Below are 24,562 nucleotides of genomic sequence, written 5' to 3'. Positions count from 1 at the left end.
TCTTAATCCTGTTTCAAGTTACGGCGAACCACATTCCGCAGCACGGACTCTACCTGAGCGTTACTCTCAACTAAGCCCAGTTCAGTCGCCAAAGCACTAACAGCCTCATCTTCTGAACGTTCCAACTGATCAGAATTAATCCAAGCTACCAGCTCATCTAACTGTTCATCCGCATAGGCTGAAAGCGATAAACCTACAGCAATCGCCGGACGTGGCCCACGAGCAACCCCCACAGCAGGTTTCCAGACTTCCTCCGCAGTTTCCTCAACAAACTCAGAGCTTTCAGAAACCTCCGCATCAGAATCAGCCATAGATTCCTCAGTCTCCAACTCAGCTTCCGCCTCATCAGCAATGCCAGAATCAGCCGCTGCTAAGTCAGTTTCTGCGGATTCAGCAGACTCACCGCCCTCGGAAACCGTGCCCAACTCAGCCGCAAACAAAGCAGCCAACTCAGGATCATGCGCAATCCGCTCATCCACCGCATCCAAAACCAACTCAACCACTGCGTCAGCTTCCTTCTGCGGATCAATAAACACAGCCATCGAAAGTTCCGTACGAGTCTTCCAACCATGCGCTTCCAACAATGATGGCCAGTAACGATCACGACGACGCAACGAAGCCTCTTGCACGTAAACCCCATCATCCGTAGAAATCGCCACCAAAAGTTCGCCCGGAATATACGGGTGCCCAACAGCTAACGGAACACGCAAAGCACCCTCGCCACCCAGATTTGGAATCACCTGCAAACCTACGGAATACAAGCGCTCAGCCAAATCAATCAGCAACTGATCCGGAGCCAACTCAACCACAGGCCAATCATCAGAATCAGAAACCGTTGCATCCATAGCCAAAGCCAGCAAATCCAAAAGCATCAGTGGACCCGGCACGCTAAAACGAGAACGATCAAATTCCTCAGGCTTCACAGAGGAAACAATATGCAAGTCATCGCGCGCCACAGAAAGCAAAGACGCCAACTGATTCTCGCCACCCGCATTAGAAATATCCCCAAAGTTATGCAAAACCCGCCCATGTGGAGTCTTAGCGTAACCCAAAGTGAAAATCACCTTATCACGCTGCTGCCCATTCAAAATCTCCGGATAAAGAATAGTGAAAGGCTCAGCCACGTCAGTACGGAAGAAATCCGCCAATGCCGGCGAAGTAGCCATCACCGTCTTCAAACGCTCACGAATCCGCTGCGCGTGAATCCGGTTAGTAGCCACTACAGCCAAAGAACGCTCTGCCGACATTAAGCCGTGTTCCAGTACTAAATCAACAACAGCCTCAACTTCTTCAGCAGTAGATTCGATACAATTAGCGTCAGGCGCAGGCATACCCCGCCCAGCCGCGAAAGAAATCGACAGTTTAGAACCCAAACGTGGAACTGGAACCGGCTGCAACGCATGACGAACTTCGTAACGGCCACACAACTGGCTAACATAACCATTCACACGCAGTGCAGAAGGCAAAATCGTTAGTTGCGTAAGTACCTGCTGTAAAGCCCGCACAGTTTCCGAATCAGCTGAACAATCTGCGGTTACTACTACTTGCTTTGCGCGAGCCAACAGTGGAATAACTTCCGGCAACGGCAAATCAGCTACAGAATCAATCACCAATAAATCGACCTGATCACGCAGAGTATAGTAGGTAGGAACTAACGCAGCCGAAGTCATGGCAATTGGGAACAAGTCGCGAACTAACTGCGAGCCACCAAAAATCTGCGTCACATTTGCTTCAGTAACCAACCCTTCAGAAAGCGCCTTACGTAACTGCGCTTCCTCAGCTGAGTACTTCTGAACAACCTCTCTACGGTTGTCGTGAATCTTATCTGAAGCTAAAGCAGCAAGAGACTCAACCTGTGCGGCATCCAGACGACGGAAGTCCTGCACCCAAGCCTGTAGCTTCGCAGAATCAAAGCCACCCAAACCAGGGATATTTTCAAGCATTACCCCCAGAGCAGACGCCCACCAAGCCAATTCCAGTTCACGCTCAATCATGGTTTTTGGCACGCAACGCGAACGCAAGTCCTTAACAAAGGCTTCCAACCCAAATCCATGTAGTTTCTTAAGAATCTGTAAGCGCTGTGGAATCTGAGCTGCGCCCGCTGGGTCCTGAGCCAGACGCTTCAGCAACAAGGAAAGTTCGGCAACGTCCATGCGAGTGAGGTTACCGTGTGCAGTTCCTAAAGCTGGGTTTAGTTTTTCAAGGATGGTGCGAACTTCCGTGGCTTCCTTCAGCATTTCGTCCAAGTTAGCAGGTACCTTTGGCCAGCCACCCGCATCGCAGTGACGACGCCAGACGTCACGCTGCTTCTGTACTTTCACCAGTTCAGCATGTAGGTCTTCCACATAGCGTCCCGGACGTAGCATGTCTTTAGCTTGCTTAGTCAAGCGAGAACGCTGTGAACGCTTCATTTCTGCACCGTGGTCACGACGCCACTGGCTAGAAGCAGTAGCAATCACCATGTCGGCAACAGAGCGTTCAAAAATAACTGGCTGGAAAACGTCTAGCGCATCACGGATGCCGTCTAGCATGCGTAGCTGTTCTTCCCATTCAACAAAGGAAGATGCTGGAGTTAAACCAGTTTGCGCGGCAGTAGAACTCATATTAACGCGCATTGGGGGAAGCTTTTCCAATACCAGAGCGCGAATCCGTTCCAGAACAGGAGCTACCTGTTCAGGAGCAGAAATTACTGCTCCGAACCAGGCATCAGCTTCCCCGGAGACTTGGAACATCCCCGCTTCTGCAGCTTCCATTAACGCCGTACGAGCAACCTCTTCCGTGTCGTTTGCAAGTTTAGTAAGCGTATCAGCACTTAAACGCACGCGAGTGCTTGGTCCTGGACGGGAGGACATTAAATCAGTGAGCACCTGCAAAGCATCGTAAGCGGAGACACCCCAAACTGGGTAGGGTTCGTGCAGGTTCGCAGTGTAGCTTTCCAAAGAGGAACGGACTTCGCGCAGCTGCGTACGGTTGCGTTGAATTTCCGCAAGATCTGCCCGAGGACGATCGGTTGCAAATACTTCCGTTAAAGACTGCAGTAACGCTGGGGCAGCTTTAGCGGAGGCATCAATACGCGCTACCGCATGCCCTAAACCACGTTCAGTGAAGTATTCCCACAGCTGTACAACACGACGACGGTCAGCGGAAAGATAAAGGGAGGATTTTCCATTCAACGCAGCGGCAGCTAAAACCGAAGCAACTGTTGCTGTTGGGTCAGCTCCACCAGCAGTATCAAGAATAGCGTTCAGACCAGTAGAAATAGCCTCAACGTTGTCGAGCTGTTCGGGAAGCTGATCACCAATACCTGCTTCTGCGTCAGGATCACGGTCAAAGGGGTTAGCTTCTGGAGCGTCCTCGGGAAGAATTTCCAAGGCCTGCTTATCCCCTGCCAAGCCACGAATCACTGGTGACTGCGCGAAAACTTCTGGGTTTGCCAGTTCTGCGACTACTGCTTGAGCTGGGTGCAGGAACTGGGCGACTTCAATAAACTCAGTGTATTTGAAGTTCGGAAGCAAGGACGCCAAAGCGGACTTCAAACTATTCAAAGCTGGCTCTGGGGTAAAACCGGCACGTGACTTAGTGAGAGCCACAATCTGCGATTCATTCAGTTCACGCCCGTTAGCACGGACTGCCTGGTGGATAGCCGGAGCGATCTGAATATCCCCCACCAATTGCAAAGAGGCTTCCCCAGTGTTTTCAAAGCTGAATCGTACGGGACGGTACATGATTGGAGATTCAATGGTTCCGTCTTCGCCTGTCCAAGTAGCCAAGCCCCAGGCCACATGGATTGCTGATACACCACGGCTGGTTGCAGTATCTAAAGAGCCGGTGTAGACACGACGAGCTGACTCTTCAGCGCGAGTAAGACGATGAGAATCACGGATGAGAGAAGCCACGCGGGTATTTCGTTCAGCATACAGCTGCGCCAGTCCAGAAGGGTGGGCGCCAGTTAATACTAGACGCACCGGCAAAGTGGATAAGTCCACTCGAGTGAGTTCGCGCAGTTCGTCCTGCCATTTTTGGATAGCGGCAGCAAAATTCTGCGGATCGAAAGTTGTTTCCTGAGGGGTTTCCACTACCTCAGTGACTTCTTCTGCTACTGGTTCGGGCGCTGATTTAGCGCGTGAGAAAAAACTAGATACCACAAATCAAGCCTATCAATATTTGCGAAATTTCTAGCGTTGGCGCGACCGTTTGCTTTCTAATAGGCTTAAAACATGAAGTTTATGATTAAGTTAATCTCCACGATGGCTGGAGTTTGGGTAACTACCCTTTTAATTTCCGGTATCCGCCTCACTGACGATTCCACCTGGCAGATTACGTTACTCACCCTGGCAGTTTTCTCTCTGGCACTAATCGTTGTAAATAAACTGGTCCGTCCAGTGCTTAAACTGCTCTCACTGCCACTTTTAGTACTCACCCTGGGGCTATTCTCTTTCATCTTAAACGCCCTAATGTTCATGCTGGCAGGTTGGATTTCTGTCCAAACTCATACTGGCATTATGGTGGACTCTTTCTGGGCAGCACTTTTAGGGGCTTTGATTACTTCAGTAATTGCCTCACTAATTTCCAACCTCCTCGACAGTAAAGAAGACTAGGATTTTCAGGGAGTATCCGCCACTCTTTGGGTAGAGAAACGAAACACTTCTGCCCGCGTATTTTCAGTAATGCCCAGTGCCTCAACCCGGTGTTGATTCCACTGGGCAATTACTTTATCTGCGCTATTTTCCAGATTGCGACTGGCACTGATATACCCTTCAATATTGTGATGTAAAGTTGCAGCAGCATCTGCCTTCGCAACAGTTGGGTCACCAGAGACGGAATAGGTAAGCCAGTTTGGTTGAGTTTTATTCAGGCTTCCATCCAGTTGCGCTACGGGGTCGCTGAGGTGCTCAAAGTTAAGTACCTGCACGCTATTGGGAATAGCAATACCTGAAACTGGAGAACCAGCAGTAACTACTTGCGTAACTCGGTATGTTTGGTTGATTTCCGGATTTGCAGCTAAATCCGCAGAAACAATCCCACCCTGTGAGTGTCCCACAAACTCCACAGCATCTCCGGGCTGCGCACCAGCCATTTTTAAAGCTGTGATGGCAGCAGCCTCCTGATCTGAACGAGCCCCCGCGAGCGCAGCAAAATTGGTTTGCATATCATGCGGGGTACTTCCTGTTGGCCCCCACTCTTGGGTGCCTTTAATAATCACGCTCCACGAATGTTGTTGAGTCTGCGGGTTAGTGTAGCGGATGACTTCGATTTCGCCGGCAGGGGTTTGCCCGGTTTTAGTTTGTTTGGCAAGAATTGCCTGCGGGTGATCGCGCACCAATTTAGTACGTTCCAGAAGTGAGCTGGCAGTAAGCAACGGAGAGATTTCAGCAATTGGTTGCGCTTTGGGAAGTGGTTGATTATCTGCTGTTAGTAAGGATTCCACACTTTGCAACGAGTAAGCGATTTTGTCGCGGTTTAGGTCTTTACCCGGTAAGGACAGTCCCGTGCGACTAACTGGTTGAATGCGCAGGGTCGGCAAATAAACTCCACCAGCTTTTTCGAGGGCGGAATAGAGGCGTGAAAGCCTACCGGAGCTACGTTCTAAAGGACTATCCGAATTTCGTAAAAGACGGTTTTGCCGAATTTTAATCGTAGCTGCATCCACAATCAGATACCGAGCTTCACTGGTTAGAAACTTAAAAAGTGGCCAGGTCAGTAGGTTAATAGTAGTTCTAGGGTGAACTTTTGGAAGTTGCAGGGAAATACCAGAGTTCAACCAACGCTTCCAAGCTCCCCGTGGGTATTTTAAGAATAACCTTAGCCCCAGGTCACTGCCAGCAATAATATTTCCCCAGGCTTCTTCCATAATTGGCATCGTCCCACGGGTAAATGCTCCTAGTCTGCCAGAAAATAAAGCAGCAACGCCTGCTTCTGCCTGCGTGTAAAGCTCTGCTCCATGTAACAGGCGAGCGCCTAAACTCTCTAACTTTACGGACGCTTCTTGTAAATTACAACGCAGCAACTCTACTTGCTCATTTATTAACTCTCCGTAGGTAGAAGTAAAACTGCCCGGAATATAAGTTAAAGCCGCGTGAGCTTCATTTAAGCGTTCTAAAAGATGGGCACAAAGAAACCCAGCAGAACGAATCGTTTCAGGATCTACTTTCGGATTAGCTTCCAATTGGATGGCCGTATAAGTTTCGCTACTCATAGGGAACCTCCTAAAGCCGCGACCACTGCTTCAGTTTCTTTCCATTCCCACTCGCGTACCTGCAGGTAGGTAGCAGTAGCATTACCAGCACAAGTCTGTAAGTACTGTTGGGTCTCACTACGCAACTGGTCGGTAACAGTGCCGGCTGCTCCTTGCCATAGCCACTCTAAGCCAGCAAGAGTCAAAATAATGTCGGAAAGCTCATTACTGACGTTAGCAATAAGCCCTGAAGTACGCGGTGCTAAAGAATCCATGAGGACAGCTTAAGAAACGCCCTCGGGAAAGAAAATCCACGGAAAAAGAAACTGTGGATAAACGCCTTGCTGAAAACTGCCTGTGCACACAGCAAAAATAAGGGGGGAGCTGGACTCACGCCCAACACTCCCTGAAAACCTGAAAATCAGTCCTCCAAAGCAGGAAGATTCTCAATCAACTCAGCAGCAATCCCCGTATAAGAAGCTGGAGTCAGCTTCAGCAAACGAGCCTCAAACTCTGCTGGCATCCCCAAAGAAGCCACGAACTCGCGCATCTGCTCACCATTAACACGATTACCGCGAGTCAATTCCTTCAAACGCTCATATGGGTTTTCCATACCCTCAGCACCGGCAATAGCTGCCACGCGCATAGTCTGCTGAATCGCCTCACCCAAAACTTCCCAGTTCTCATCCAAGTCAGCAGCCATACGTGCAGCGTCAAAATCAACGCCCGCTAAGCCCTTACGCAGATTATCCAAAGCCAAGTAAGAATGCCCCAAAGCCGTACCCACATTACGCTGCGTAGAAGAATCCGTCAGGTCACGCTGCAAACGAGAAGTCACCAAAGTAGCTGCCAAAACATCCAGCAAACCACAAGAAATCTCCAAGTTAGCTTCCGCATTCTCGAAACGAATTGGATTCACCTTATGAGGCATCGTAGAAGAACCAGTAGACCCCTGGGCTGCCAGATTCTGGTGGAAGAAGCCCCAAGAAATATAAGTCCACGCATCAGTTGCAAAATTATGCGCAATCCGGTTGAAACGGGCAATATCCGCGTAAAGTTCCGCCTGCCAGTCGTGGGATTCAATCTGCGTAGTCAGTGGGTTCCAATCCAAGCCCAGTACATCCGCTACAAAAGACCGAGAAACCTCACGCCAATCAACCTCAGGCAAAGCCGTTACGTGCGCAGAGAAAGTACCAGTCGCACCGTTAATCTTACCCAAGTACTCAGTATGCTTAATCCGCTTCAGCTGACGACCCAAACGGTGTGCGAAAACAGCTAATTCCTTACCCAAAGTAGTTGGAGTAGCTGGCTGGCCGTGAGTACGAGACAGCATCGGAATTTCCGCTGCCTGCAAAGCACGTTCACGCAAATCATTGACCAAACCAGTCGCCTGTGGAAGCCAAGTATTTTCAACCGCAGACTTAATGATCAGCGCGTAAGAGAGGTTGTTAATATCCTCAGAAGTACAGAAAATATGAACTACTTCGTGGAGCTGTGGCAATACAGTGCCGGGTAGTACGTCCGCAGCTGCATCCAGCTTTGCCTTCAAGTAGTATTCCACGGCCTTAACATCATGGCGAGTCTCAGATTCAATGGCTGCCATAGCAGCCACAGCTTCCCCGTCGAAATCAGTAGTAATCTGACGCAAGTAAGCGCGGTCAGCGTCCGTGAGAGCGGGAGCACCCGGCAGGATTTCCTTATCCAACAGGTGAATCAGCCATTCGACTTCAACAAAAACACGAGCCCGGTTAAGGCTCGCCTCAGAAAGATCATTCACCAGTGGTCCAACTACACCACGGTAACGCCCATCCAGAGCGCCCAGAGCAATCTTAGGTTCAACAGCAGACAGATCAACAGCACCTTTTGGCGGGAAAATTTCACTCATACGGATAGTTTCGCATATTTTTAGGCGCGCGCACCGATTGGCTAGGTATGTGAGACGCCCTCGGGAAATTTTTCTTCCCGAGGGTGCCGCATAATGTTATTTTGACAGGATTATCCCTTAACTGAACCCGCTGCCAAACCGGACTGCCAGTACTTCTGCAACCCTAAGAACAGCACAATCAGTGGGATAACACCCAACAAAGCACCCAGCATAACCGCGCCACGCTGAGGGTTGAAGTAACTCATCATGCCGTACAACCCCAAAGTCACCGGCTTCAAATCAGAAGTAGTGACCATCATCTGCGGAAGCAAGAAGTTATTCCAAGTAGCCACGAAAATGAAAAGGAAAATCGTGACCATAGCAGGAGCCAAAATCCGCAGTACCATCGTGAAGAAGATACGAGCTTCACCCGCACCATCAATCCGAGCTGCTTCAATCAGTTCCGTAGGCACTGAACTCTGCGCGTAAACACGACCCAAGAACACGCCAAATGGGCTGATAGAAGAAGGAATAATGATTGCCCACACAGTGTTCGTCAAACCAATATTATGGAAAATCAGGTACAGCGGAATAGTCAGCAAAGCTGCTGGCATGAGCAAACCAGACATGATTAACGCCAAGGTGAAGCCCTTGCCAGGGAACACGAACTTTGCCATCGCGTAACCAGCTGAAACAGACAGCAACGTACCTAAAACGCCTGCCACAGTGGAATAGAAAACAGAGTTCGCCACCCAGCGCCAGAAGTCACCCTTAGTCCACTCAATCAAAGTGTTATAGTTCGTAACCACATTGATTTCGTCGAATGCTAAACCCGGGGTACCCAACAGCTGGGCATTAGTCTTAGTAGATGCTACTACCAGCCAGTAGATTGGGAACAGGAAGTAAACCAATACCAAAAGCAGTACGCCAACAGTAATCCAACGAGCTGCAGTAGATGGAGCCACTGAGCGAACTGGCATGCCTTCAATAGAAGGAGTGTAAGCGCGTCCGTCTGGGAAATACTTTACTTTAGACATCAGTCGTTCACCTTCTTATCAACCAGTGCGTAGAGGACTGCCAGCGTACCAGCAATCAGTGCAATCATTACGGAAACTGCGGATGCTGGGCCGTCACCACCTGGAGTGAGGTTACCGTACATGGTGTTGTAGGCAATCTGCATTGGAGTGTAGTCAAGTTCCATCCACTTGTTGACGGTTGCCATAACGGTTGGTTCCGAGTACAGCTGGATGGTGCCGATGATGGAGAGCAGAACGGTTAGCAGCACGGCGCCACGAACCATTGGGATTTTAATCTTCGTGACAATCTGGAAACCAGTTGCCCCGTCGATACGGGCTGCTTCAGCAAGTTCAGTTGGAATCGCCTGCAAAGCAGCGAGGAAGATTAGCATGTTGTAGCCGGTGTAAGTCCAGGTGGTCATATTTGCCATTGAGAACAGCACCATGTTCTTACCCAGGAAATCAACTTCGATTCCCAGTGACTGGAAACCTGCCACGATCGGGGAGATTTCTGGAATGTAGAGGTACACCCAAATACCTGCGGCAACTACGCCTGGGATTGCGAAAGGCAAGAAGTAGCCCAAGCGGAAGATGGTTACGCGTCGAACCAAGAATGAGTCCAGTACCAGTGCCAGTACCAGCGCGCTCAGAATCATGAACGGAACCTGGATAGCAGTGTAGAGAACTACACGTCCCATACCAACCCAGAACTTAGAGTTAGTTGCGACGTTCTTGTAGTTTTCAAAAGCAACGAATTCGTTGGTGAGTTCACCGCCACCATACAGGCCACCGCCGGCGGCTACCTGCTGGAAGAATGATGAGTAGATTGAGGAAACGATCGGCAGAAGGAATACCAAGATGAATCCCAGAATAAATGGAAGCATGAAGAGCCACCCGGTGATGGCGTCGTGGCGTTCCCGGTTACGACTGCCTACCTTAGTAGTTTTTGCTGACACGATTATCCTAAGAGGTAAGGGCGTTAAAGCGTATTTTTAGAAAAATTTTGGGGGGCATCCTGGTTTCGAATGCCCCCCCAAAACCTTTTGAAGTTATGACTTCAGGTTATCGATTTCAGTTACTGAATCACTCAGCTACTGGGAGCTTCAGATCCTTCAGAACCTTAACGGATTCGTCCTGAGCTGCCTTGAAGATATCGATTACCTTTGCTTCGCCCTTAGCTGCTGCTTCTGCCTTAGCGGTCATCTGTGCAACTACTGCAGAGTAGCCTGGGATGTAGTTGAAGTCTGGGTTCAGGGTTTCGTTTGCCTTTGCCAGTTCTGCCCAAACGTCCTGTCCACCGAACTGACGCTTTGCCTTTTCTGGGGTAACAACTTCACCCTTAGCTGCAACAATCAGACCCTGGGTAGCCAGATCCTTGGTCTGGGTGTTGAACCAGTTGTTGAATTCCATTGCTTCAGCAACATGTGCACAGCCCTTCATGACTGCAACGCCGGAGCCACCATCTGGGCCGGTCTTTACGCCTTCACCGAAGTCTGGCAGCAGAGCAACCTTCCAGGTGCCTTCCTTGTCTGCTGGAACAACGTTATCCAAGAAGAAGCCTGCTTCCCAAGCTGGGCCGATATTACCAACCAGCTTCTTGTCCTGCAGAGCCTTTTCGTATTCTGGTGCCCAACGACCGGATACGAATGCTGCCTTGGAGTCCAGCATTTCCTGCCAGAAGGATGCTACAACTTCTGCACCGCGGTTTACGGTGTTTACCTTCCACTTGCCGTCTGCTGCGGAGTACCATGCGTCGCCTACAGCTGCAGCCTGTGCGGACAACCAGTAGCCAGCTTCATCTGGTTCGAAACCGATGATGAACTTGCCCTGTTCAGCTGCCTTCTTTGCAGCAGCCTTCAGTTCGTCGATGGTCTTTGGAACTTCGATGCCCAGAGCCTTGAATTCTGCTTCATCGTAGTAGTAAACCAGTGGACCGGTATCCTGTGGCAGACCAACAACGGTGCCACCTACGGACATCTGACCGTAAGCGCCAGAGAAGTTTTCCTTGTACTTTTCTGCTTCTGCGGTTACGTCTTCAACCATGCCCTTAACGAATGCTTCTGGAATTTCGCCGTAGCCCAGCTGTGCTAGACATGGTGCGGTGCCAGCCTTGACATCATTTTCCAGCTTCAGGAACATGTCTGCGGACTTACCATCAAACTTGGTGGTCTTTACCTGTACGTTAGGGTGTTCGTCGTTCCAACGCTTTGCGATTTCTTCAACCTTAACCATGCCTTCACCGTCAGGTAGACGGTGCAGGTATTCAATGGTGATTGCTTCGCCGGATTCAGCTGGCTTGTCAGCTGCCTTATCAGCTGCGCCACCACAAGCTGCCAAAGCGATTGATGCGACGGAAGCAGTAGCCAGCAGTGCTACTGCCTTGTTACGGCGTGAAGTTGCCATGTGCTTTCCTCTCCTTCGAGTGATTCAGAATGAAGAATTCTGATTACTTCTCCATGATAACGCGCAACTTTGATAGTTTCTACCTCGTTTGCTAAGAATTTACCGTAACAATTAGATAACGGGAATGATAGGTCAAAGCCTATAAAACCTAGGAAAAGCAACAGGATAAACCACAAATCCTCAAGAAGACATCTGACTTTTCAAAAGTTCCCTGCCATTAAACCCTAGTCACGAAAAACGATTCGTCTTTCCCTAACCCCAAAGGATGCAACAAAATAGTTCGGGTAACTTTTCTCAAAAAACCTACCCCAAACCCCTAGTTACCTGTGGTGATAAGGTTTCGGGGCATAAACTCTTTAAAACAACTACCCCAAACCTATTTACCAAGTTGGAAGAAGTAAACAACAATCCCCCAAGCGCTTATGTGCTTGGGGGATTGAGCTGAGCCACCTGCGGGAATCGAACCCGCGACCTATTCTTTACGAGGGAATTGCTCTACCGACTGAGCTAAGGTGGCAGTCCTTAAAGATTCTTACCGATGTAATGCACTTTAAGGCACGAATACAACTCTAACTAATACACGCTAGAGTGGCAAATGCTTTTTCTGTGAAATAGCTTTACTCTGCTTTACAGTAGAGGTCCTTTTCAGGAACCTTATCTTCCAGCAGGTAACTATCAATAGTCTTACGCAAACAGTCACCGGCACTGCGTCCGTACTGTCCGTGACTCCAAGTTTCCTGAGTAATCAAACGAGCAGACTTTAACTGCTTCGCCAACGATACGGACCACTGATATGGGGTAGCAGGATCATGGGTACCGCCCACAACCAGGATTGGGGCAGCTCCCTCACCGGTTACCGCCCGGCGAGTATTCTTTGGCTTAATCTTCCAACCTGCAAGTGCCGAAGACGCACCCCCAAATTGATCCCCCACCAGCGGATACTTAGCAGCCAGTTCATCGGCATGCTTCTGCCAGTCAGCCACATCCCCTACCGGTGCGTAATCCAGATTGTTCACCACGTTAAAAGCATCGAAAGAGTTATCCAGGTAAGTTCCGTCAGGAAGACGATCATTAAGCAAGTCAGCAAGGTTAATCAGTTCCGTACCATTTCCATCCTCCAGAGTAATAGTGATGGAACTTGCAACGAACTGGTAGAAGTCCTCAGAGTACAAACCGCCGAGGATACCTGAACGGGCAATAGCTCCGGTAGCTAAACGATCTGGGTCAGAAGTTTCAAGTGGTTTCTTATCGATACCTTTTAGCCACTTTAAGAATTCTTCTTCAGCATTAGCACCGCGGAAGGGGAACTTAGGATCGTCTTCCGCAGACTTTTCTAAGAAGTGCTTCAAAGATTCTTCAAAACCCTCAGCCTGTCCGGCAGCAATTTCGTCAATGTTAAGCGCTGGATCCACCGCACTATCAAGCACCATGTACCCGACGTTCTGTGGGAAAGTATCAGCGTAAAGCGCACCAATATAAGTACCATAAGAGAAACCAAAATAGTTGAGTTTTTCTTGCCCGAGGGCGGCACGCACAATGTCAAAGTCTGCTACGACAGAATCAGTATCTGCATGCTCAGAAATACCCCGGGAATTTTCCAAACACTTCTGAGAGTATTTTTCAGCCTCAGATTTAACAACCTTAAATTCTGGGTCGTCTTCTGGCAATGGCTTACCGTCAAGAGTGTAGCCGGCACGCAAGTTATCAATTTCTTCATCACTCAGACACTTGATCGGAGTAGAAGTTCCCACACCACGCGGGTCAACTGCCACCAGGTCATATTCCTGCTGAACTTCATTAGTAAACACAGCATTAGCCATGTTGGAGAGGCTACCTACTGCAGAACCACCTGGTCCACCTGGGTTAAAGAGAAGCGGGGTTTTTACAGAACCATCTTTAGAGTGGCGCACTAGCTGTAGCTTAATGGTTTCCCCACCTGGGTTCGCGTAGTCCAGGGGCACGTCGATTTCAGCACAAGTATAGGAAGGCAAATCAGTCTCACCTTCACTAATTTCTGAAACTGCTTCATTATCTTTACAGGATTTCCAAGTTACTTCCTGGTCATAGAATTTTTGGAGTGCTGCATCAGGTGCTTTTGATTCGAAGCGTTCTTCAGCGGACTTAACGTCTTTGAGACTACCTCGTTTCACTTCTTGCGCGCCACAGCCCGCCAACAGCAAAACAGCTGCCATGGCGGAGGCCAGTGCTGCACGGCTCACGCTTAGCTTACGGTTTGGGGTAACCATTATTCTCCTATTTTTCTGTTACCTGATTAAGTCTGCAATCAGAGCTTCAAAAACTAAGTTGATGGAAGTATTAGTCTGCAGGCGTTTGCGCGCAGTTTCAATGGCAGTGACTTTCCGATACGTATCAGCAAGCGTGGAACCACGAGCGACATTTTCAAGTAAGTTCACGTACCCTTGGTTAATCGGCGGATGATTCATCCCCGTTTGAATAACCATAACATCTCTGAAGAAGCTCAGCAGATTGACTAAAAGCTGATCCAACGGATCTTTCGTTGCCCGAGTCACCCGACGCTTTTGCTCTTCTTGAAGTTGCGTTAGTTGAGAACGCAAGGCAGGTGGGATACGTTCAGTATCATTCAATCCCAAAGTGCGTTTCAGTTCAGCTTCTTCCCTGGCGTTCCTGGTCGCTAAGTCTTTTTCAACGTTTTCTTTATTCTCTTTTAAGAGTTCTTCCACGTAGAAAACCGCGTCACCAATATTGTCAATATCCAGAATACTTTCAATCTGCGTGTAACGATCGTGGAGTTTTTCTGGGTCAGTAATTAGTTTGCTGGCGATTCCAATATGGGATTGCGCCAGTGCAGCTGCCTGGTAGGCGTCCTCGTAGCTGACACCGTGGCGTCGCATGAGCAGTTGCGCTACTTGCTTAACCGGGGGAATCCGCAGATTTACCTGTCGGCAACGGGATCGAATAGTGGTGATAAGGTCTTCGGGACTGGGCGCGCACAGTACCCACACGGTTCGCGCCGGAGGTTCTTCAATGGCTTTAAGTAGCAGGTTTGAAGTACGTTCCTGCATGCGGTCAGCATCTTCAAGCAGGATAACCCGCCATTTTCCTTGCGACGGCGCGCTTTGCGCATTATGCATGAAAGCGCGGACTTCTTCGATACTGATAATGCTTTTTTCAGTGGCAAAATCCGTTACATCTGGGTGAGTTTTCGCCATTACGTGCCGGCAGCCGTCGCATTCTCCACAGCCGATAACCTGCGGGTGAGTACACTGCAAGGCAGCTACGAAAGCACGAGCGGCAGTGGAACGGCCAGATCCTGGTGGTCCAGTTACCAGCCAGGCGTGAGTCATTGCGCGACTAGCAGTTTCTACACCGTTGAGAGTGGCACGCGCGTGTACGGCGGCTTCTTGCAGGGCGGCAACAGCTTTTTCTTGACCAACTACTTCATCCCAAACGCTCATTGTGCGTCCTCGGATAGGTTATGCGAACCGCCCTCGGAAATATTGTGCAGCAGACCGGTTTTCTTTTCGAGGGCGCCCAACAGAACTTCCCGAATCTGTGCCTGTAATTCCTCAATACTGTCACTGGCGTTAAGAACGTGGAAACGCTGCGGTTCAGCTGCCGCTAAAGCCAAATACTGTTCCCGAACCTTAATGTGAAAAGCTGAAGGTTCTTCTTCGATCCGGTCAGTTGCTCCGGCGCGACGCTGCATGCTGACGCGCGGATCAATATCGAGTAAGAAAGTGATTTCCGGAATCAGTCCTTCTACTGCCCAGAGGTTCAAGTCACGAACTTCCGAAACCCCAAGTTTGCGAGCTGCCCCTTGGTAAGCAACAGCAGAATCAAAGTAGCGGTCTTGGACAACGACCTGTCCGGCTTCTAAAGCTGGACGAATCTTCGTTGCCACATGATAGGCGCGGTCAGCCAGGTAAAGAAGCACCTCACAGCGTGGATCAATATCTTTAGGACCGTGCAGAATCAGGTTCCGCAGTTGCTGCCCCAGTTCCGTACCACCCGGTTCCCGAGAAACCGTCAGCTGGTAGCCTAAGTCTCGTAGCCAGTTCTGGGTTAGTTCAATCTGCGTGGTTTTGCCACACGCTTCCCCACCTTCAAAGGTGATGTAGAGTCCTGGCTGGTTATTCAGCTGCATGCCTCTGCCCTTTCTTTTTAGGTGAGCTGTGAACTTCACTAAGCTTTTTTAGCTGCGGTTTTCTTAGCAGTGGTTTTCTTTGTGGCAGTTTTCTTAGCCGTAGTCTTTTTCGCAGTAGTCTTTTTAGCCGCAGTCTTACGCTTTACCGGACCCTTTGCACGCTTTTCAGCCAACAATTCAAAAGCACGTTCCTGCGTAATAGTTTCTACAGTTTCAGAACGAGGCACAGTAATATTCGTAACCCCATCCGTAATGTAAGGGCCGAAACGACCATCCTTAATAGTGACCTTTTTACCGGACTCAGGATCATCGTCGAACTCACGCAAAGGTGGCTTCGCAGCTGCTCGGCCACGTACCTTCGGCTGCGCCAAAATAGCAACAGCTTCTTCTAAAGTGAGAGTGAAAATCTGCTCTTCAGTTTCTAAAGAACGAGAATCCGTACCATGCTTCAAGTAAGGACCAAAACGACCATTCTGAGTAGTGATTTCCTCCCCAGACTCAGGGTGAGTGCCCACCACACGAGGCAAGTCCAGCAGCTGCAAAGCCTGTTCCAAAGTAATGGTTGCTAAATCCATGGACTTAAACAAAGAACCCGTACGAGGCTTAATCTTCGCAGTCTTCTTCTTAGGCTTTTCAGATTCTTCAGATTCTGCTGGCTCTGGAATAACTTCCGTTACGTAAGGACCGAAACGACCTGCCAAAGCCTGAATCTCATAGCCGGTTGCCGGGTCAGTGCCCAGGATACGACCGTCATTTTCAGCGACTGCAAACAGTTCTTCAGCTTTCGCAAGATCCAGTTCATCAGGAGCGATTTCAAATGGGATATTCGCGCGCTTACCATCCTCGCGTTCCAGGTAAGGGCCGAACTTTCCAACGCGAACAGTAACCCCTTCACCCAACTCCATAGAGTTAACCGCACGAGCATCAATCTCACCCAAGGAATCAACTTTTTCACGCAGACCCTGGTTTTCCCCAACCAGTGGAGCCGCATTTCCTTCACCCAGGTAAAAGGACTGTAGCCACTTAACGCGGTCAGCTTCACCCGTAGCAATACGGTCCAAGTCGGCTTCCATAGTGGCGGTGAAATCATAGTCCACCAAGCGTCCCAGGTTTTCTTCCAGCAGGCGTACTACAGAAAACGCCAGCCAGGTTGGCACCAGAGCCTGTCCGCGCTTATTAACGTAACCGCGATCAACGATTACGGAAATAGTTGCCGCATAGGTAGATGGGCGTCCAATACCGCGGTCTTCCATGGCTTTCACTAAGGAAGCTTCAGTGTAGCGTGGTGGTGGAGTGGTTTGGTGTCCGCTTGCTTGCGCACCGGTTACATCCAAAACGTCGCCCTGTACCAGCTTTGGCAGACGTTGATCTTCACGAGCGTCCTCGTAACGCTTTTCGTCACGGCCTTCCTCATAAGCTGCGAGGAACCCACGGTGCGTGATAACCGTGCCAGAAACAGTAGCGTTTACGTGCAGTTCACCAGAAATTTCTTTCCCGAGGGCGGTGCCGGCAACTTCACTCGCAGGCAAATCCATGCCGATCGTCAAAGTATCGGTAGTACCCGTCGCATCAGTCATCTGGGAAGCAATAGTGCGCTTCCAAATCAAGTCATAAAGTGCCAGCTGAGATGGGTTCAGAGCCGAAGCTACTTGATCCGGAGTCCGGAAGTGGTCACCAGCTGGGCGGATAGCTTCGTGAGCTTCCTGCGCGCCCTTAGCTTTCTTAGCGTAAACACGTGGTTGCGCGGGAACACTATCCGCACCGAAAAGGGACTTCGCCTGCGCACGAGCTGCCTTCGTAGCTTCCGCAGAAAGCGCCGTAGAGTCCGTACGCATGTAAGTGATGTAACCGTTTTCGTACAAGAACTGTGCGGTACGCATGGTATCACGCGCATTCCACTTCAGCTTTCGGCCAGCTTCCTGCTGCAAAGTAGAAGTAGTAAAAGGAGCTGCCGGGCGACGCGTGTAAGGCTTTTGCATAGCACCCTCGACAAACGCACCCGATGCCCCTAAAGCTGCCAGCTTAACTGCCAGCGCCTGCGCAGAATCCTCATCCAAATGCCAAGCTTCAGCAGAAAGCTGACCGTTATCAGAAAAATCTCGGCCGCTGGCGATACGCACCCCATTCAGGTGAGACACTTTCGCCGTGAAATCAGTGCCAGAAACCGTGAAATCAGCATCCAAATCCCAGTAGGACGCGCTCACGTGACGCATACGTTCACGCTCACGATCCACCACCAGGCGAGTAGCCACGGACTGCACGCGACCAGCAGACAAGCCCGGCGCAACCTTACGCCACAAAACTGGGGAAACTTCATAACCAACCAGGCGGTCCAAAATACGACGAGTTTCCTGTGCGTCCACCAAAGCAGCGTCCACGTCGCGAGTATTCTCTAACGCACGACCAATCGCTTCCTTAGTGATTTCATGGAAAACCATGCGCTTAACTGGAACCTTAGGCTTCAAAACCTGCAGCAAATGCCAAGCAATTGCCTCACCCTCGCGGTCCTCATCAGTTGCCAGATAGAGTTCATCAGACTCTTTCAGCAGCTTCTTAAGTTCAGTAACTACCTTCTTCTTATCTGAACTAACCACATAGTAAGCATCGAAATCGTTCTCAACGTCCACAGCGAACTTACCGTACGGACCCTTCTTCATGTCCGCAGGCAGCTCAGATGGCTGCGGGAGGTCACGGATGTGGCCCACCGATGCTTTAACGGTGTAATCCTCCCCCAAATAATTAGCAATCGTCTTTGCCTTAGCTGGGGATTCCACGATCACGAGCTTCTTCGCCACCGCTGCGCCTTCTTTCAATACTTAACTAAATTCAGTTACTAATATAAGGTAGTTTCCGATTTACACAATAACAGTCATTTTGCTCTGGTCAACATTCCCGCCAGCAGAAGCTGCGGAATTTGCCCATACACAGCCTGCTCTACCGTCTGCTTATCAACACCGGTAATCACACTAATCGCCGTGACAATCTGACCAATATTCAGCTCCCCATCACAAGCCCCTAAAGTGGCAGCCATATGCGTGTTTAGCTGGATTCTCTGCCCAAAACCGCCACCCTGCGTGGCAATAATAATCTGCGGATCAGGCTCCCCCGGCAAATAATGGCGTTCCTCGCGGACATCATCTGCACGAATAAAGAAATCAGTGTCGCGAATCTCTAAGTGGTGTTCGCTAACTTCAGTCAGAATCTGCTTAACATATGGACCAGACGCGGAAGTGCCCGTTGAAATCTCACTAAACTCAAAATGAGTCCCACGGTTAGACACAGGTTTCCGTAAAGTGATTACCCCCAGCCCAATCTCAGCTACCCCGCGAGCGATAAAGTCGTTAACCCAATTAATATAGTCACGCTCATAATCAGCCTGAGAACGCATCCACGCGGGAGCATTATCTCTCAACCACATTTCTACATAATGGTGTGGCAGCAGAGTTTCTCGTTGCACTACCCAAGCGTCCACCCCCTGGTTAGCTACCCAGCTTTGCGGGTGGAGTTGCGGGTCAGCGCCCTCGGGAATCTCCCAGTTGCCCAGCATCACGCTCAAACCACCTTCACGCAGATGCGCGGCAGCTCCTGCTACCACCTGCGCCACCAGGCTGTCTCCCGTCTGCCCGCCGTCACGGTACTCTAAAATCCCAGTTTCCCGCAGGCTATCAGGTGTAATCACGAAAGGCGGGTTAGATAAAATCAGGTCAAAATCGCCCTTAATTGGCTCAAATAGCGACCCTTGCACCACCTGCATTTTTACTTCATTCAGGTGGGCATTGAAATCAGCCAGCATAACTGCGCGCGCGGAAATATCCGTAGCCACTACTTCATCTGCATGGAGCGCCGCGTACATGCCGATAATGCCACAGCCCGTGCCTAAATCCAGGACGCGCCCCACTTGGTCACGCGGGGTAGCTTGTAAGAGAGTACGGGTGGCTCCCCCAATACCCAGAACGTGGTCTTTTTCCACCGGTTTACCTGTGACAGAGGACGGAAAATCAGAAGCAATCCACCAGTTGTACTGCTTTTCATTCATTTCGAGGGCGTGCGGTTCCAACTTAACACAAGCGCTCATACGGTTATCTTTTAGATGGACTAAACCCGCCTGCTGCAGTTCTTCTGAACTAACGTGGTTTAACTGTAAGTCTTTTTCATCTACCTCTTCACCTAGCAAAAATAGGCGCGTTAGCAACACTAGATGTGCTTGCTCTGAAGGTTTTTCAGTCAACAGCTGGTTCGTACGAGCCAACAGCAGGGCACGCTGTTCTCGCTGGTAGCTGGTGTAAGCGTCCTCGCCGAAAGCCTCCACCAGGTTCTCTACCGTGTAGTCAGCTAATTCTGCGCGGAGTTTGGTATAAAGCTCATCATCTGCATGTAGTTGCTTAGGTAAATGCGTCATAACTACTAAATGTAGAGCCGGTAGCCCCGAAGTGCAATGGCAGCTCTGACGCTGTGCATATCTTCTGCGCGCGAAACTCAGTTCCCGCGTTTGCCCTGCGCGCGAGTTTAAGTTCCCACGCAGAAGAGTCCCAGAAATAAGTGAAATACACCTATTAATTAAGCGTGGTCACACTATTTTCATTTTTCCGCGCTAAGGTGGAAGAGACGGGACGACAGTCCCACCTGACCACAACCGTAGCTTCTCTTAGAAGCTACATATAAATAGGAGTAACAATGGCTATTTACACCCTGCCAGAACTCGGCTACGACTACGGCGCGCTGGAACCACACATCTCCGCACGCATCATGGAACTGCACCACTCCAAGCACCACGCAGCCTACGTTGCAGGTGCAAACCTAGCACTGGAAAAGCTCGAAGCAGCCCGCGAAGCTGGCGACCACGCAGCTATTAACCTGCACGAAAAGAACCTGGCATTCAACCTGGGTGGCCACTCTAACCACTCCGTATTCTGGACCAACATGACCGGTGAAGGCGCTTCCCGCCCAGAAGGCGAACTGGCAGCAGCCATCGACGAATTCTTCGGTTCCTTCGAAAAGTTCCAGGCACAGTTCGCAGCTACCGCAATGGGTATTCAGGGCTCCGGCTGGGCAATCCTGGCATGGGACACCCTGGGCCAGCGTCTGGTAACCTTCCAGCTGTTCGACCAGCAAGGCAACATCCCAGTAGGCACCGTGCCACTGCTGATGCTGGACATGTGGGAACACGCATTCTACTTGGACTACGTAAACGTAAAGGCAGACTATGTTTCTGCATGGTGGAACGTAGTTGACTGGGCAAACGTAGCAGCTCGCTTTACCGCTGCACGTTCCACCTTCAGTGGCCTAATCAAGGCTTAAAACTAACACCTTAAACTAATATTTGTCCCCCCGCGAACCATTTATCGCGGGGGGACAAATAGTTACTGCAACTAACCTTAAATTTTCAAGCGCCCTAGAAAACCGCCCTCGAGAAAGTTATCCACAACCCCAAACAAACTCACGCAAAACTTTCTAACCTGGGGAATATGAAAACCACCTGGATCCCCACCCCACCAAACCACACAGGCGAAACCCCACCCACCTACCCGTTAAAACGCGTACAAGTCACCAAAACCCACTGGCTCGAATTCTCCCTCAACACTCCCCCATGGGAAATCCACCGGTCAGTGCTACTATTCCTAGCAAAACTTGCTATACAACGCTCTAAACTTCCCTTATTTCTAAGTGGAATAACTGCCGCACTTCAATACGGTGCGCCAGCATGGAACCAACACAACACCATCTACTTAGGGACAAGCACTGGCACAAACAATCAAAACACCATCGGATGCTACCACGGAGCTTCACCCGAAAAACCCACAATAAAACCTACACTCATAAAACGCCAACACAAAAACTACCCAAAAGATGCAGTCACCTTAATTAACGGAATTCCCACTCTCAACGCGTATCTAACCGTTTTAGAATTACTCTGCCTAACTGATCCCTACGAGGCGTTCGTCTCTGCCGATGGATTAGCTCGTAAAACCCTAAAATTCAACCGATTCAACAAAGTTGCCGGTATAGAACTTTGGAAACGAATTATTAAAGACCTAGAACAGTACGCATCCACCTATTTCGCGAAAAAATATCAGCAACGATTGCAAAGTCGCCTAAAACTATTAGATCCTTTTGCGGAATCAGCTGCCGAATCTGCCGTACGAGTTGCTCTGTACCAGTTAGGGATCACCAACATTGAATCTCAAAAACGTGTAGTTATAAACGGTAAGGAACGTTTTGGGGATCTATATTTACCGGAATACAACACCATCATTGAAATCGACGGTAACGAAAAGTACACTTCTGCTGATTCATATGCAGATGAGAAAGATCGCGAAGTTTCACTTACGGCTGCAGGTTTTGTAGTGGTACGGGTAAATAGTAAAGAGCTTCGCTTACCTGCGTTTGCGCAAATCCTAGCAGCAAAACTACATGTGCCAGTGCCTCGCAAACTGAAAATTGTCTAATATTTTGAAAAACTCACTAAAACGCCTTAGTTTTCCGATGAAACAAGAGCGTTTTAGTATATTTTTCTAAAAAACTTACTAAAATCCCATATTCCGACTGGCACGTAGCAGGCACATGATCCCCAACGATCCTCAGTCCCTCTCGCAAGTCATACAAGAACCCCCGGAGCCTTACTTTTCCGCAAGATTCCGGGGGGTTTGACAGCGGTAGCGGCGGGATTTGAACCCGCGGTGGCTATTCACCACACAACATTTCGAGTGTTGCACCTTCGGCCGCTCGGACACGCTACCAAATACTCATGCAGAAAACCGCACAGTACAAACTCATTTTACACTCAACGCTTAGCTTGGAAAAACTCCAACAACTGTGTTTCACATTCCTTTTCTAAGACCCCGGAAAACACCTCAACCTGGTGATTCACCCGCGGATCACGCACAACATCACGCAACGACCCACAAGCCCCCGCTGCCCGATCCCAAGCTCCAAAGACTACGCGCCCCACGCGCGCAGAAACAATCGCCCCCGCACACATAACACAAGGCTCCAACGTCACCACCAGCGTATAAGACGGAAACCTCCACGTCCCCAACTTCGCAGCCGCCGCCCGTAAAACATTCACCTCCGCATGACCACAAGGATCACACGCAGCCTCACGCGTATTAAAACCGGTGGCAATAACTTCACCGCCCTCGGAAACTAAAAGCGCGCCAACCGGCACATCCCCCGCCCGCTCAGCCTCAGCTGCCAAATTCATCGCCTGACGCATAAACACAGGGAAATCTGCCGGTGTCAATGAAGAAACAAAACCACCCATAGCCACCAGCCTATCGTAAAAACAATAAATAATCCGCCCCGGGAACTCACACCCACACCCCAAAACGCGGTATTTTAGAAGTATGCGTTTACACATTGCTAATCACCCACTCATTGACCACAAGCTGACCGTACTGCGTGACGAACGCACCCCATCAGCTATCTTCCGCCAGCTCGCAGACGAACTGGTCACCCTCCTGGCCTACGAAGCAACCCGCGACGTCCAGGTAGAAGACATCAAAATCAAAACCCCAGTTGCCGAAACCATCGGCAAACGTATCAGTGAGCCACGCCCAATCGTCATCCCAATCCTCCGCGCAGGCCTGGGCATGCTCGAAGGTATGACCCGCATGATCCCAACCGCTGAAGTTGGCTTCCTCGGCATGAAGCGCGACGAACAGACTCTGGCCGTTGAAACCTACGCAAACCGTCTGCCAGATGACCTGTCTGGTCGTCACTGCTTCATCCTCGACCCAATGTTGGCAACCGGACACTCCATGATTGCAGCAATCGAATACCTGCTGGAACGTGGTGCGCGTGAAGTTACCTGCATCTGTTTGCTGGCTGCTCCAGAGGGCCTCAAGACCGTTGAAGAAGCTGTTGGTGAACGCGCGGACGTAAACATCGTTACCGCGTCCGTTGATGAACGCCTCAACGAACACGCTTACATTGTGCCTGGCTTGGGCGATGCAGGCGACCGCTTGTACGGCGTAGTCGACTAAAACGTTCTTCCCGAGAGCGGAAAATAAAACTTAAAGAAAAACTGGGCGGTAGGCACTTCCAAGAAAGTGCCTACCGCCCTTAGTTTTAGATTTTTCTCAGTCTCAGAAAACTGGGATTACGGAACCGTCGGTCCAGGTCTTTTCGATGAATTCGCGTACTTCATCAGAGTGCAGTAGCTGTTCGAGCTTCTGGATCTTTTCTACGCCGTCATCTTCGGTGCGCCATACCAGCAGGTTAGATGCTGGGTTGTTTTCGGTTGGTTCACCTACGATTGCGTCCTTGTTAAAGGATAGGCCGCCTTCTTGAGCGTAGTTGCCGTTGATAACTGCAGCGTCAACGTCTTGCAGGGAGCGTACCAGCTGTGCGCCTTCAACTTCACGCCATTCGAAGTTCTTTAGCTTCTTCACGGTGTGAATGTTTACGTCACCGGACTTTGGAAGTTCCACGAAGCCTTCGGATTCCAGTAGGCGTAGTGCGCGAGCCTGGTTCACGGTGTCAGCAATGATGCCGATTACTGCGCCGTCCTTAAGTTCCTTTACGTCCTTAACTTTTGCAGAGTACAGGCCCAGTGGTTCCAGGTGCACGCCCTTGCCGGCGGTACCCTTTAGACCTAACTTTGGACCCTGTTCTTCCAGGTATGGGAGGGTCTGGAAGAAGTTTGCGTCTACTTCGCCGGATACCAGTACTTCGTTTGGAATAACGTAGTCAGAGTATTCGATGATTTCCAGGTCGATGCCAGCTTCTGCTGCGAGGTTGTCGTCAATGAACTGCAGGATTTCTGCGTGTGGAGATGGGGAGGCAGCTACTTTAACTACCTGTACGCCACCTTCAGTGGTTTCGGCTGCTTTGTCGGCGGTGCCACCACAGGCGGAGAGGGTTAGTGCTGCGACTGCGGTTGCTGCGAAGAAGAACTGGGCGCGAGTGATTTTTACGGACATGATTTTTCCTTTTTCTTTTAAGTCTTTGGTTTTGGCGTTATGCTGTGCGGATTTTGG

General features: G+C 50.1%; 18 protein-coding genes and 2 tRNA genes. 4 read left to right on the top strand and 16 right to left on the bottom strand.

Annotated elements, in window-relative coordinates; translation table 11 throughout:
• Positions 1 to 2 precede the first annotated feature (2 nt).
• Positions 3 to 4,145: a hypothetical protein gene (locus HMPREF0044_RS08200; RefSeq protein WP_006546993.1), complete on the bottom strand. Its 4,143-nt coding sequence runs from the start codon at positions 4,143 to 4,145 to the stop codon at positions 3 to 5.
• An 81-nt stretch (positions 4,146 to 4,226) separates the two neighbouring features.
• On the opposite strand from HMPREF0044_RS08200, the gene HMPREF0044_RS04785 reads away from it, so the two are divergent.
• The gene (locus HMPREF0044_RS04785) at positions 4,227 to 4,598 is read left to right on the top strand and encodes a phage holin family protein (RefSeq protein WP_050754360.1); all 372 of its coding nucleotides are present in this window, start codon (positions 4,227 to 4,229) and stop codon (positions 4,596 to 4,598) included.
• Positions 4,599 to 4,603: 5 nt separating this feature from the next.
• On the opposite strand, the gene HMPREF0044_RS07880 is transcribed toward HMPREF0044_RS04785, so the two are convergent.
• The 12 genes from HMPREF0044_RS07880 to HMPREF0044_RS04725 form a co-directional block, all read right to left on the bottom strand.
• Positions 4,604 to 6,196, bottom strand: a complete 1,593-nt coding sequence (locus HMPREF0044_RS07880) for a lipase family protein (RefSeq protein ID WP_006546991.1) — start codon at positions 6,194 to 6,196, stop codon at positions 4,604 to 4,606.
• Positions 6,193 to 6,450, bottom strand: coding sequence for a hypothetical protein (locus tag HMPREF0044_RS04775; RefSeq protein WP_006546990.1), 258 nt, complete (start codon positions 6,448 to 6,450; stop codon positions 6,193 to 6,195). Before HMPREF0044_RS04775 ends, HMPREF0044_RS07880 begins: the two co-directional genes overlap by 4 nt.
• Before the next feature lie 146 nt (positions 6,451 to 6,596).
• Positions 6,597 to 8,060, bottom strand: a complete 1,464-nt coding sequence (gene purB, locus HMPREF0044_RS04770; protein ID WP_006546989.1) for an adenylosuccinate lyase — start codon at positions 8,058 to 8,060, stop codon at positions 6,597 to 6,599.
• A 110-nt stretch (positions 8,061 to 8,170) separates the two neighbouring features.
• Positions 8,171 to 9,076, bottom strand: coding sequence for a carbohydrate ABC transporter permease (locus HMPREF0044_RS04765; RefSeq protein WP_006546988.1), 906 nt, complete (start codon positions 9,074 to 9,076; stop codon positions 8,171 to 8,173).
• On the bottom strand, positions 9,076 to 9,939 hold the full coding sequence (locus tag HMPREF0044_RS04760; protein WP_006546987.1) for a carbohydrate ABC transporter permease: 864 nt from the start codon (positions 9,937 to 9,939) through the stop codon (positions 9,076 to 9,078). The genes HMPREF0044_RS04765 and HMPREF0044_RS04760 overlap by 1 nt, the downstream gene beginning before the upstream one ends.
• A 199-nt stretch (positions 9,940 to 10,138) precedes the next feature.
• Positions 10,139 to 11,458, bottom strand: coding sequence for an ABC transporter substrate-binding protein (locus tag HMPREF0044_RS04755; RefSeq protein WP_006546986.1), 1,320 nt, complete (start codon positions 11,456 to 11,458; stop codon positions 10,139 to 10,141).
• A 444-nt stretch (positions 11,459 to 11,902) separates the two neighbouring features.
• Positions 11,903 to 11,975, bottom strand: a tRNA-Thr gene (locus tag HMPREF0044_RS04750).
• A 100-nt stretch (positions 11,976 to 12,075) separates the two neighbouring features.
• Positions 12,076 to 13,704: an alpha/beta hydrolase gene (locus HMPREF0044_RS04745; RefSeq protein WP_006546984.1), complete on the bottom strand. Its 1,629-nt coding sequence runs from the start codon at positions 13,702 to 13,704 to the stop codon at positions 12,076 to 12,078.
• 18 nt (positions 13,705 to 13,722) lie between these two features.
• Positions 13,723 to 14,895: a DNA polymerase III subunit delta' gene (locus HMPREF0044_RS04740; RefSeq protein WP_006546983.1), complete on the bottom strand. Its 1,173-nt coding sequence runs from the start codon at positions 14,893 to 14,895 to the stop codon at positions 13,723 to 13,725.
• Entirely contained in the window at positions 14,892 to 15,584 is a 693-nt protein-coding gene (tmk, locus tag HMPREF0044_RS04735; protein WP_040312987.1) for a dTMP kinase, read from the bottom strand. The genes HMPREF0044_RS04740 and tmk overlap by 4 nt, the downstream gene beginning before the upstream one ends.
• A 38-nt stretch (positions 15,585 to 15,622) precedes the next feature.
• Entirely contained in the window at positions 15,623 to 18,379 is a 2,757-nt protein-coding gene (gene topA, locus HMPREF0044_RS04730) for a type I DNA topoisomerase (RefSeq protein WP_040313025.1), read from the bottom strand.
• Positions 18,380 to 18,453: 74 nt separating this feature from the next.
• The gene (locus HMPREF0044_RS04725; RefSeq protein WP_006546980.1) at positions 18,454 to 19,983 is read right to left on the bottom strand and encodes a methyltransferase; all 1,530 of its coding nucleotides are present in this window, start codon (positions 19,981 to 19,983) and stop codon (positions 18,454 to 18,456) included.
• A 275-nt stretch (positions 19,984 to 20,258) separates the two neighbouring features.
• Here HMPREF0044_RS04725 and HMPREF0044_RS04720 point away from each other — a divergent pair, with 275 nt between their 5' ends.
• Together HMPREF0044_RS04720 and HMPREF0044_RS04715 are read left to right on the top strand one after the other, a co-directional pair.
• On the top strand, positions 20,259 to 20,882 hold the full coding sequence (locus HMPREF0044_RS04720) for a superoxide dismutase (protein ID WP_006546979.1): 624 nt from the start codon (positions 20,259 to 20,261) through the stop codon (positions 20,880 to 20,882).
• A gap of 167 nt (positions 20,883 to 21,049) precedes the next feature.
• Positions 21,050 to 22,030 carry a PDDEXK family nuclease gene (locus HMPREF0044_RS04715; RefSeq protein WP_006546978.1) on the top strand — a complete coding sequence of 327 codons (981 nt, stop codon included), beginning with the start codon at positions 21,050 to 21,052 and terminating at the stop codon, positions 22,028 to 22,030.
• A gap of 205 nt (positions 22,031 to 22,235) precedes the next feature.
• Here HMPREF0044_RS04715 and HMPREF0044_RS04710 read toward each other — a convergent pair.
• Together HMPREF0044_RS04710 and tadA are read right to left on the bottom strand one after the other, a co-directional pair.
• A tRNA-Ser gene (locus tag HMPREF0044_RS04710) sits at positions 22,236 to 22,321 on the bottom strand.
• A 44-nt stretch (positions 22,322 to 22,365) separates the two neighbouring features.
• Positions 22,366 to 22,845, bottom strand: a complete 480-nt coding sequence (gene tadA / locus HMPREF0044_RS04705) for a tRNA adenosine(34) deaminase TadA (RefSeq protein WP_040312986.1) — start codon at positions 22,843 to 22,845, stop codon at positions 22,366 to 22,368.
• 82 nt (positions 22,846 to 22,927) lie between these two features.
• On the opposite strand from tadA, the gene upp reads away from it, so the two are divergent.
• A complete protein-coding gene (gene upp / locus HMPREF0044_RS04700) occupies positions 22,928 to 23,566 on the top strand; it encodes a uracil phosphoribosyltransferase (RefSeq protein ID WP_006546976.1) in 639 nt (212 codons plus the stop codon).
• Between the two features lie 102 nt (positions 23,567 to 23,668).
• Here the strand turns inward: upp and HMPREF0044_RS04695 are convergent, their stop codons facing one another.
• Positions 23,669 to 24,505: a MetQ/NlpA family ABC transporter substrate-binding protein gene (locus tag HMPREF0044_RS04695; RefSeq protein WP_006546975.1), complete on the bottom strand. Its 837-nt coding sequence runs from the start codon at positions 24,503 to 24,505 to the stop codon at positions 23,669 to 23,671.
• Positions 24,506 to 24,562: the final 57 nt, after the last annotated feature.

The organism is Gleimia coleocanis DSM 15436 (assembly GCF_000159015.1).
Classification (GTDB): domain Bacteria; phylum Actinomycetota; class Actinomycetes; order Actinomycetales; family Actinomycetaceae; genus Gleimia; species Gleimia coleocanis.
The sequence above is the reverse complement of the archived record's forward strand: the minus strand, read 5'-3'. Positions and strand labels throughout refer to the sequence as shown.

Bases quoted from the DNA above. Each gene is read 5' to 3' on its own strand.
- HMPREF0044_RS04785 (WP_050754360.1), top strand. From the start codon at position 4,227: ATGATTAAGTTAATCTCCACGATGGCTGGAGTTTGGGTAACTACCCTT.
- HMPREF0044_RS07880 (WP_006546991.1), bottom strand. From the start codon at position 6,196: ATGAGTAGCGAAACTTATACGGCCATCCAATTGGAAGCTAATCCGAAA.
- HMPREF0044_RS04775 (WP_006546990.1), bottom strand. From the start codon at position 6,450: ATGGATTCTTTAGCACCGCGTACTTCAGGGCTTATTGCTAACGTCAGT.
- purB (WP_006546989.1), bottom strand. From the start codon at position 8,060: ATGAGTGAAATTTTCCCGCCAAAAGGTGCTGTTGATCTGTCTGCTGTT.
- HMPREF0044_RS04765 (WP_006546988.1), bottom strand. From the start codon at position 9,076: ATGTCTAAAGTAAAGTATTTCCCAGACGGACGCGCTTACACTCCTTCT.
- HMPREF0044_RS04760 (WP_006546987.1), bottom strand. From the start codon at position 9,939: ATGCTTCCATTTATTCTGGGATTCATCTTGGTATTCCTTCTGCCGATC.
- HMPREF0044_RS04755 (WP_006546986.1), bottom strand. From the start codon at position 11,458: ATGGCAACTTCACGCCGTAACAAGGCAGTAGCACTGCTGGCTACTGCT.
- HMPREF0044_RS04745 (WP_006546984.1), bottom strand. From the start codon at position 13,704: ATGGTTACCCCAAACCGTAAGCTAAGCGTGAGCCGTGCAGCACTGGCC.
- HMPREF0044_RS04740 (WP_006546983.1), bottom strand. From the start codon at position 14,895: ATGAGCGTTTGGGATGAAGTAGTTGGTCAAGAAAAAGCTGTTGCCGCC.
- tmk (WP_040312987.1), bottom strand. From the start codon at position 15,584: ATGCAGCTGAATAACCAGCCAGGACTCTACATCACCTTTGAAGGTGGG.
- HMPREF0044_RS04725 (WP_006546980.1), bottom strand. From the start codon at position 19,983: ATGACGCATTTACCTAAGCAACTACATGCAGATGATGAGCTTTATACC.
- HMPREF0044_RS04720 (WP_006546979.1), top strand. From the start codon at position 20,259: ATGGCTATTTACACCCTGCCAGAACTCGGCTACGACTACGGCGCGCTG.
- HMPREF0044_RS04715 (WP_006546978.1), top strand. From the start codon at position 21,050: ATGAAAACCACCTGGATCCCCACCCCACCAAACCACACAGGCGAAACC.
- tadA (WP_040312986.1), bottom strand. From the start codon at position 22,845: ATGGGTGGTTTTGTTTCTTCATTGACACCGGCAGATTTCCCTGTGTTT.
- upp (WP_006546976.1), top strand. From the start codon at position 22,928: ATGCGTTTACACATTGCTAATCACCCACTCATTGACCACAAGCTGACC.
- HMPREF0044_RS04695 (WP_006546975.1), bottom strand. From the start codon at position 24,505: ATGTCCGTAAAAATCACTCGCGCCCAGTTCTTCTTCGCAGCAACCGCA.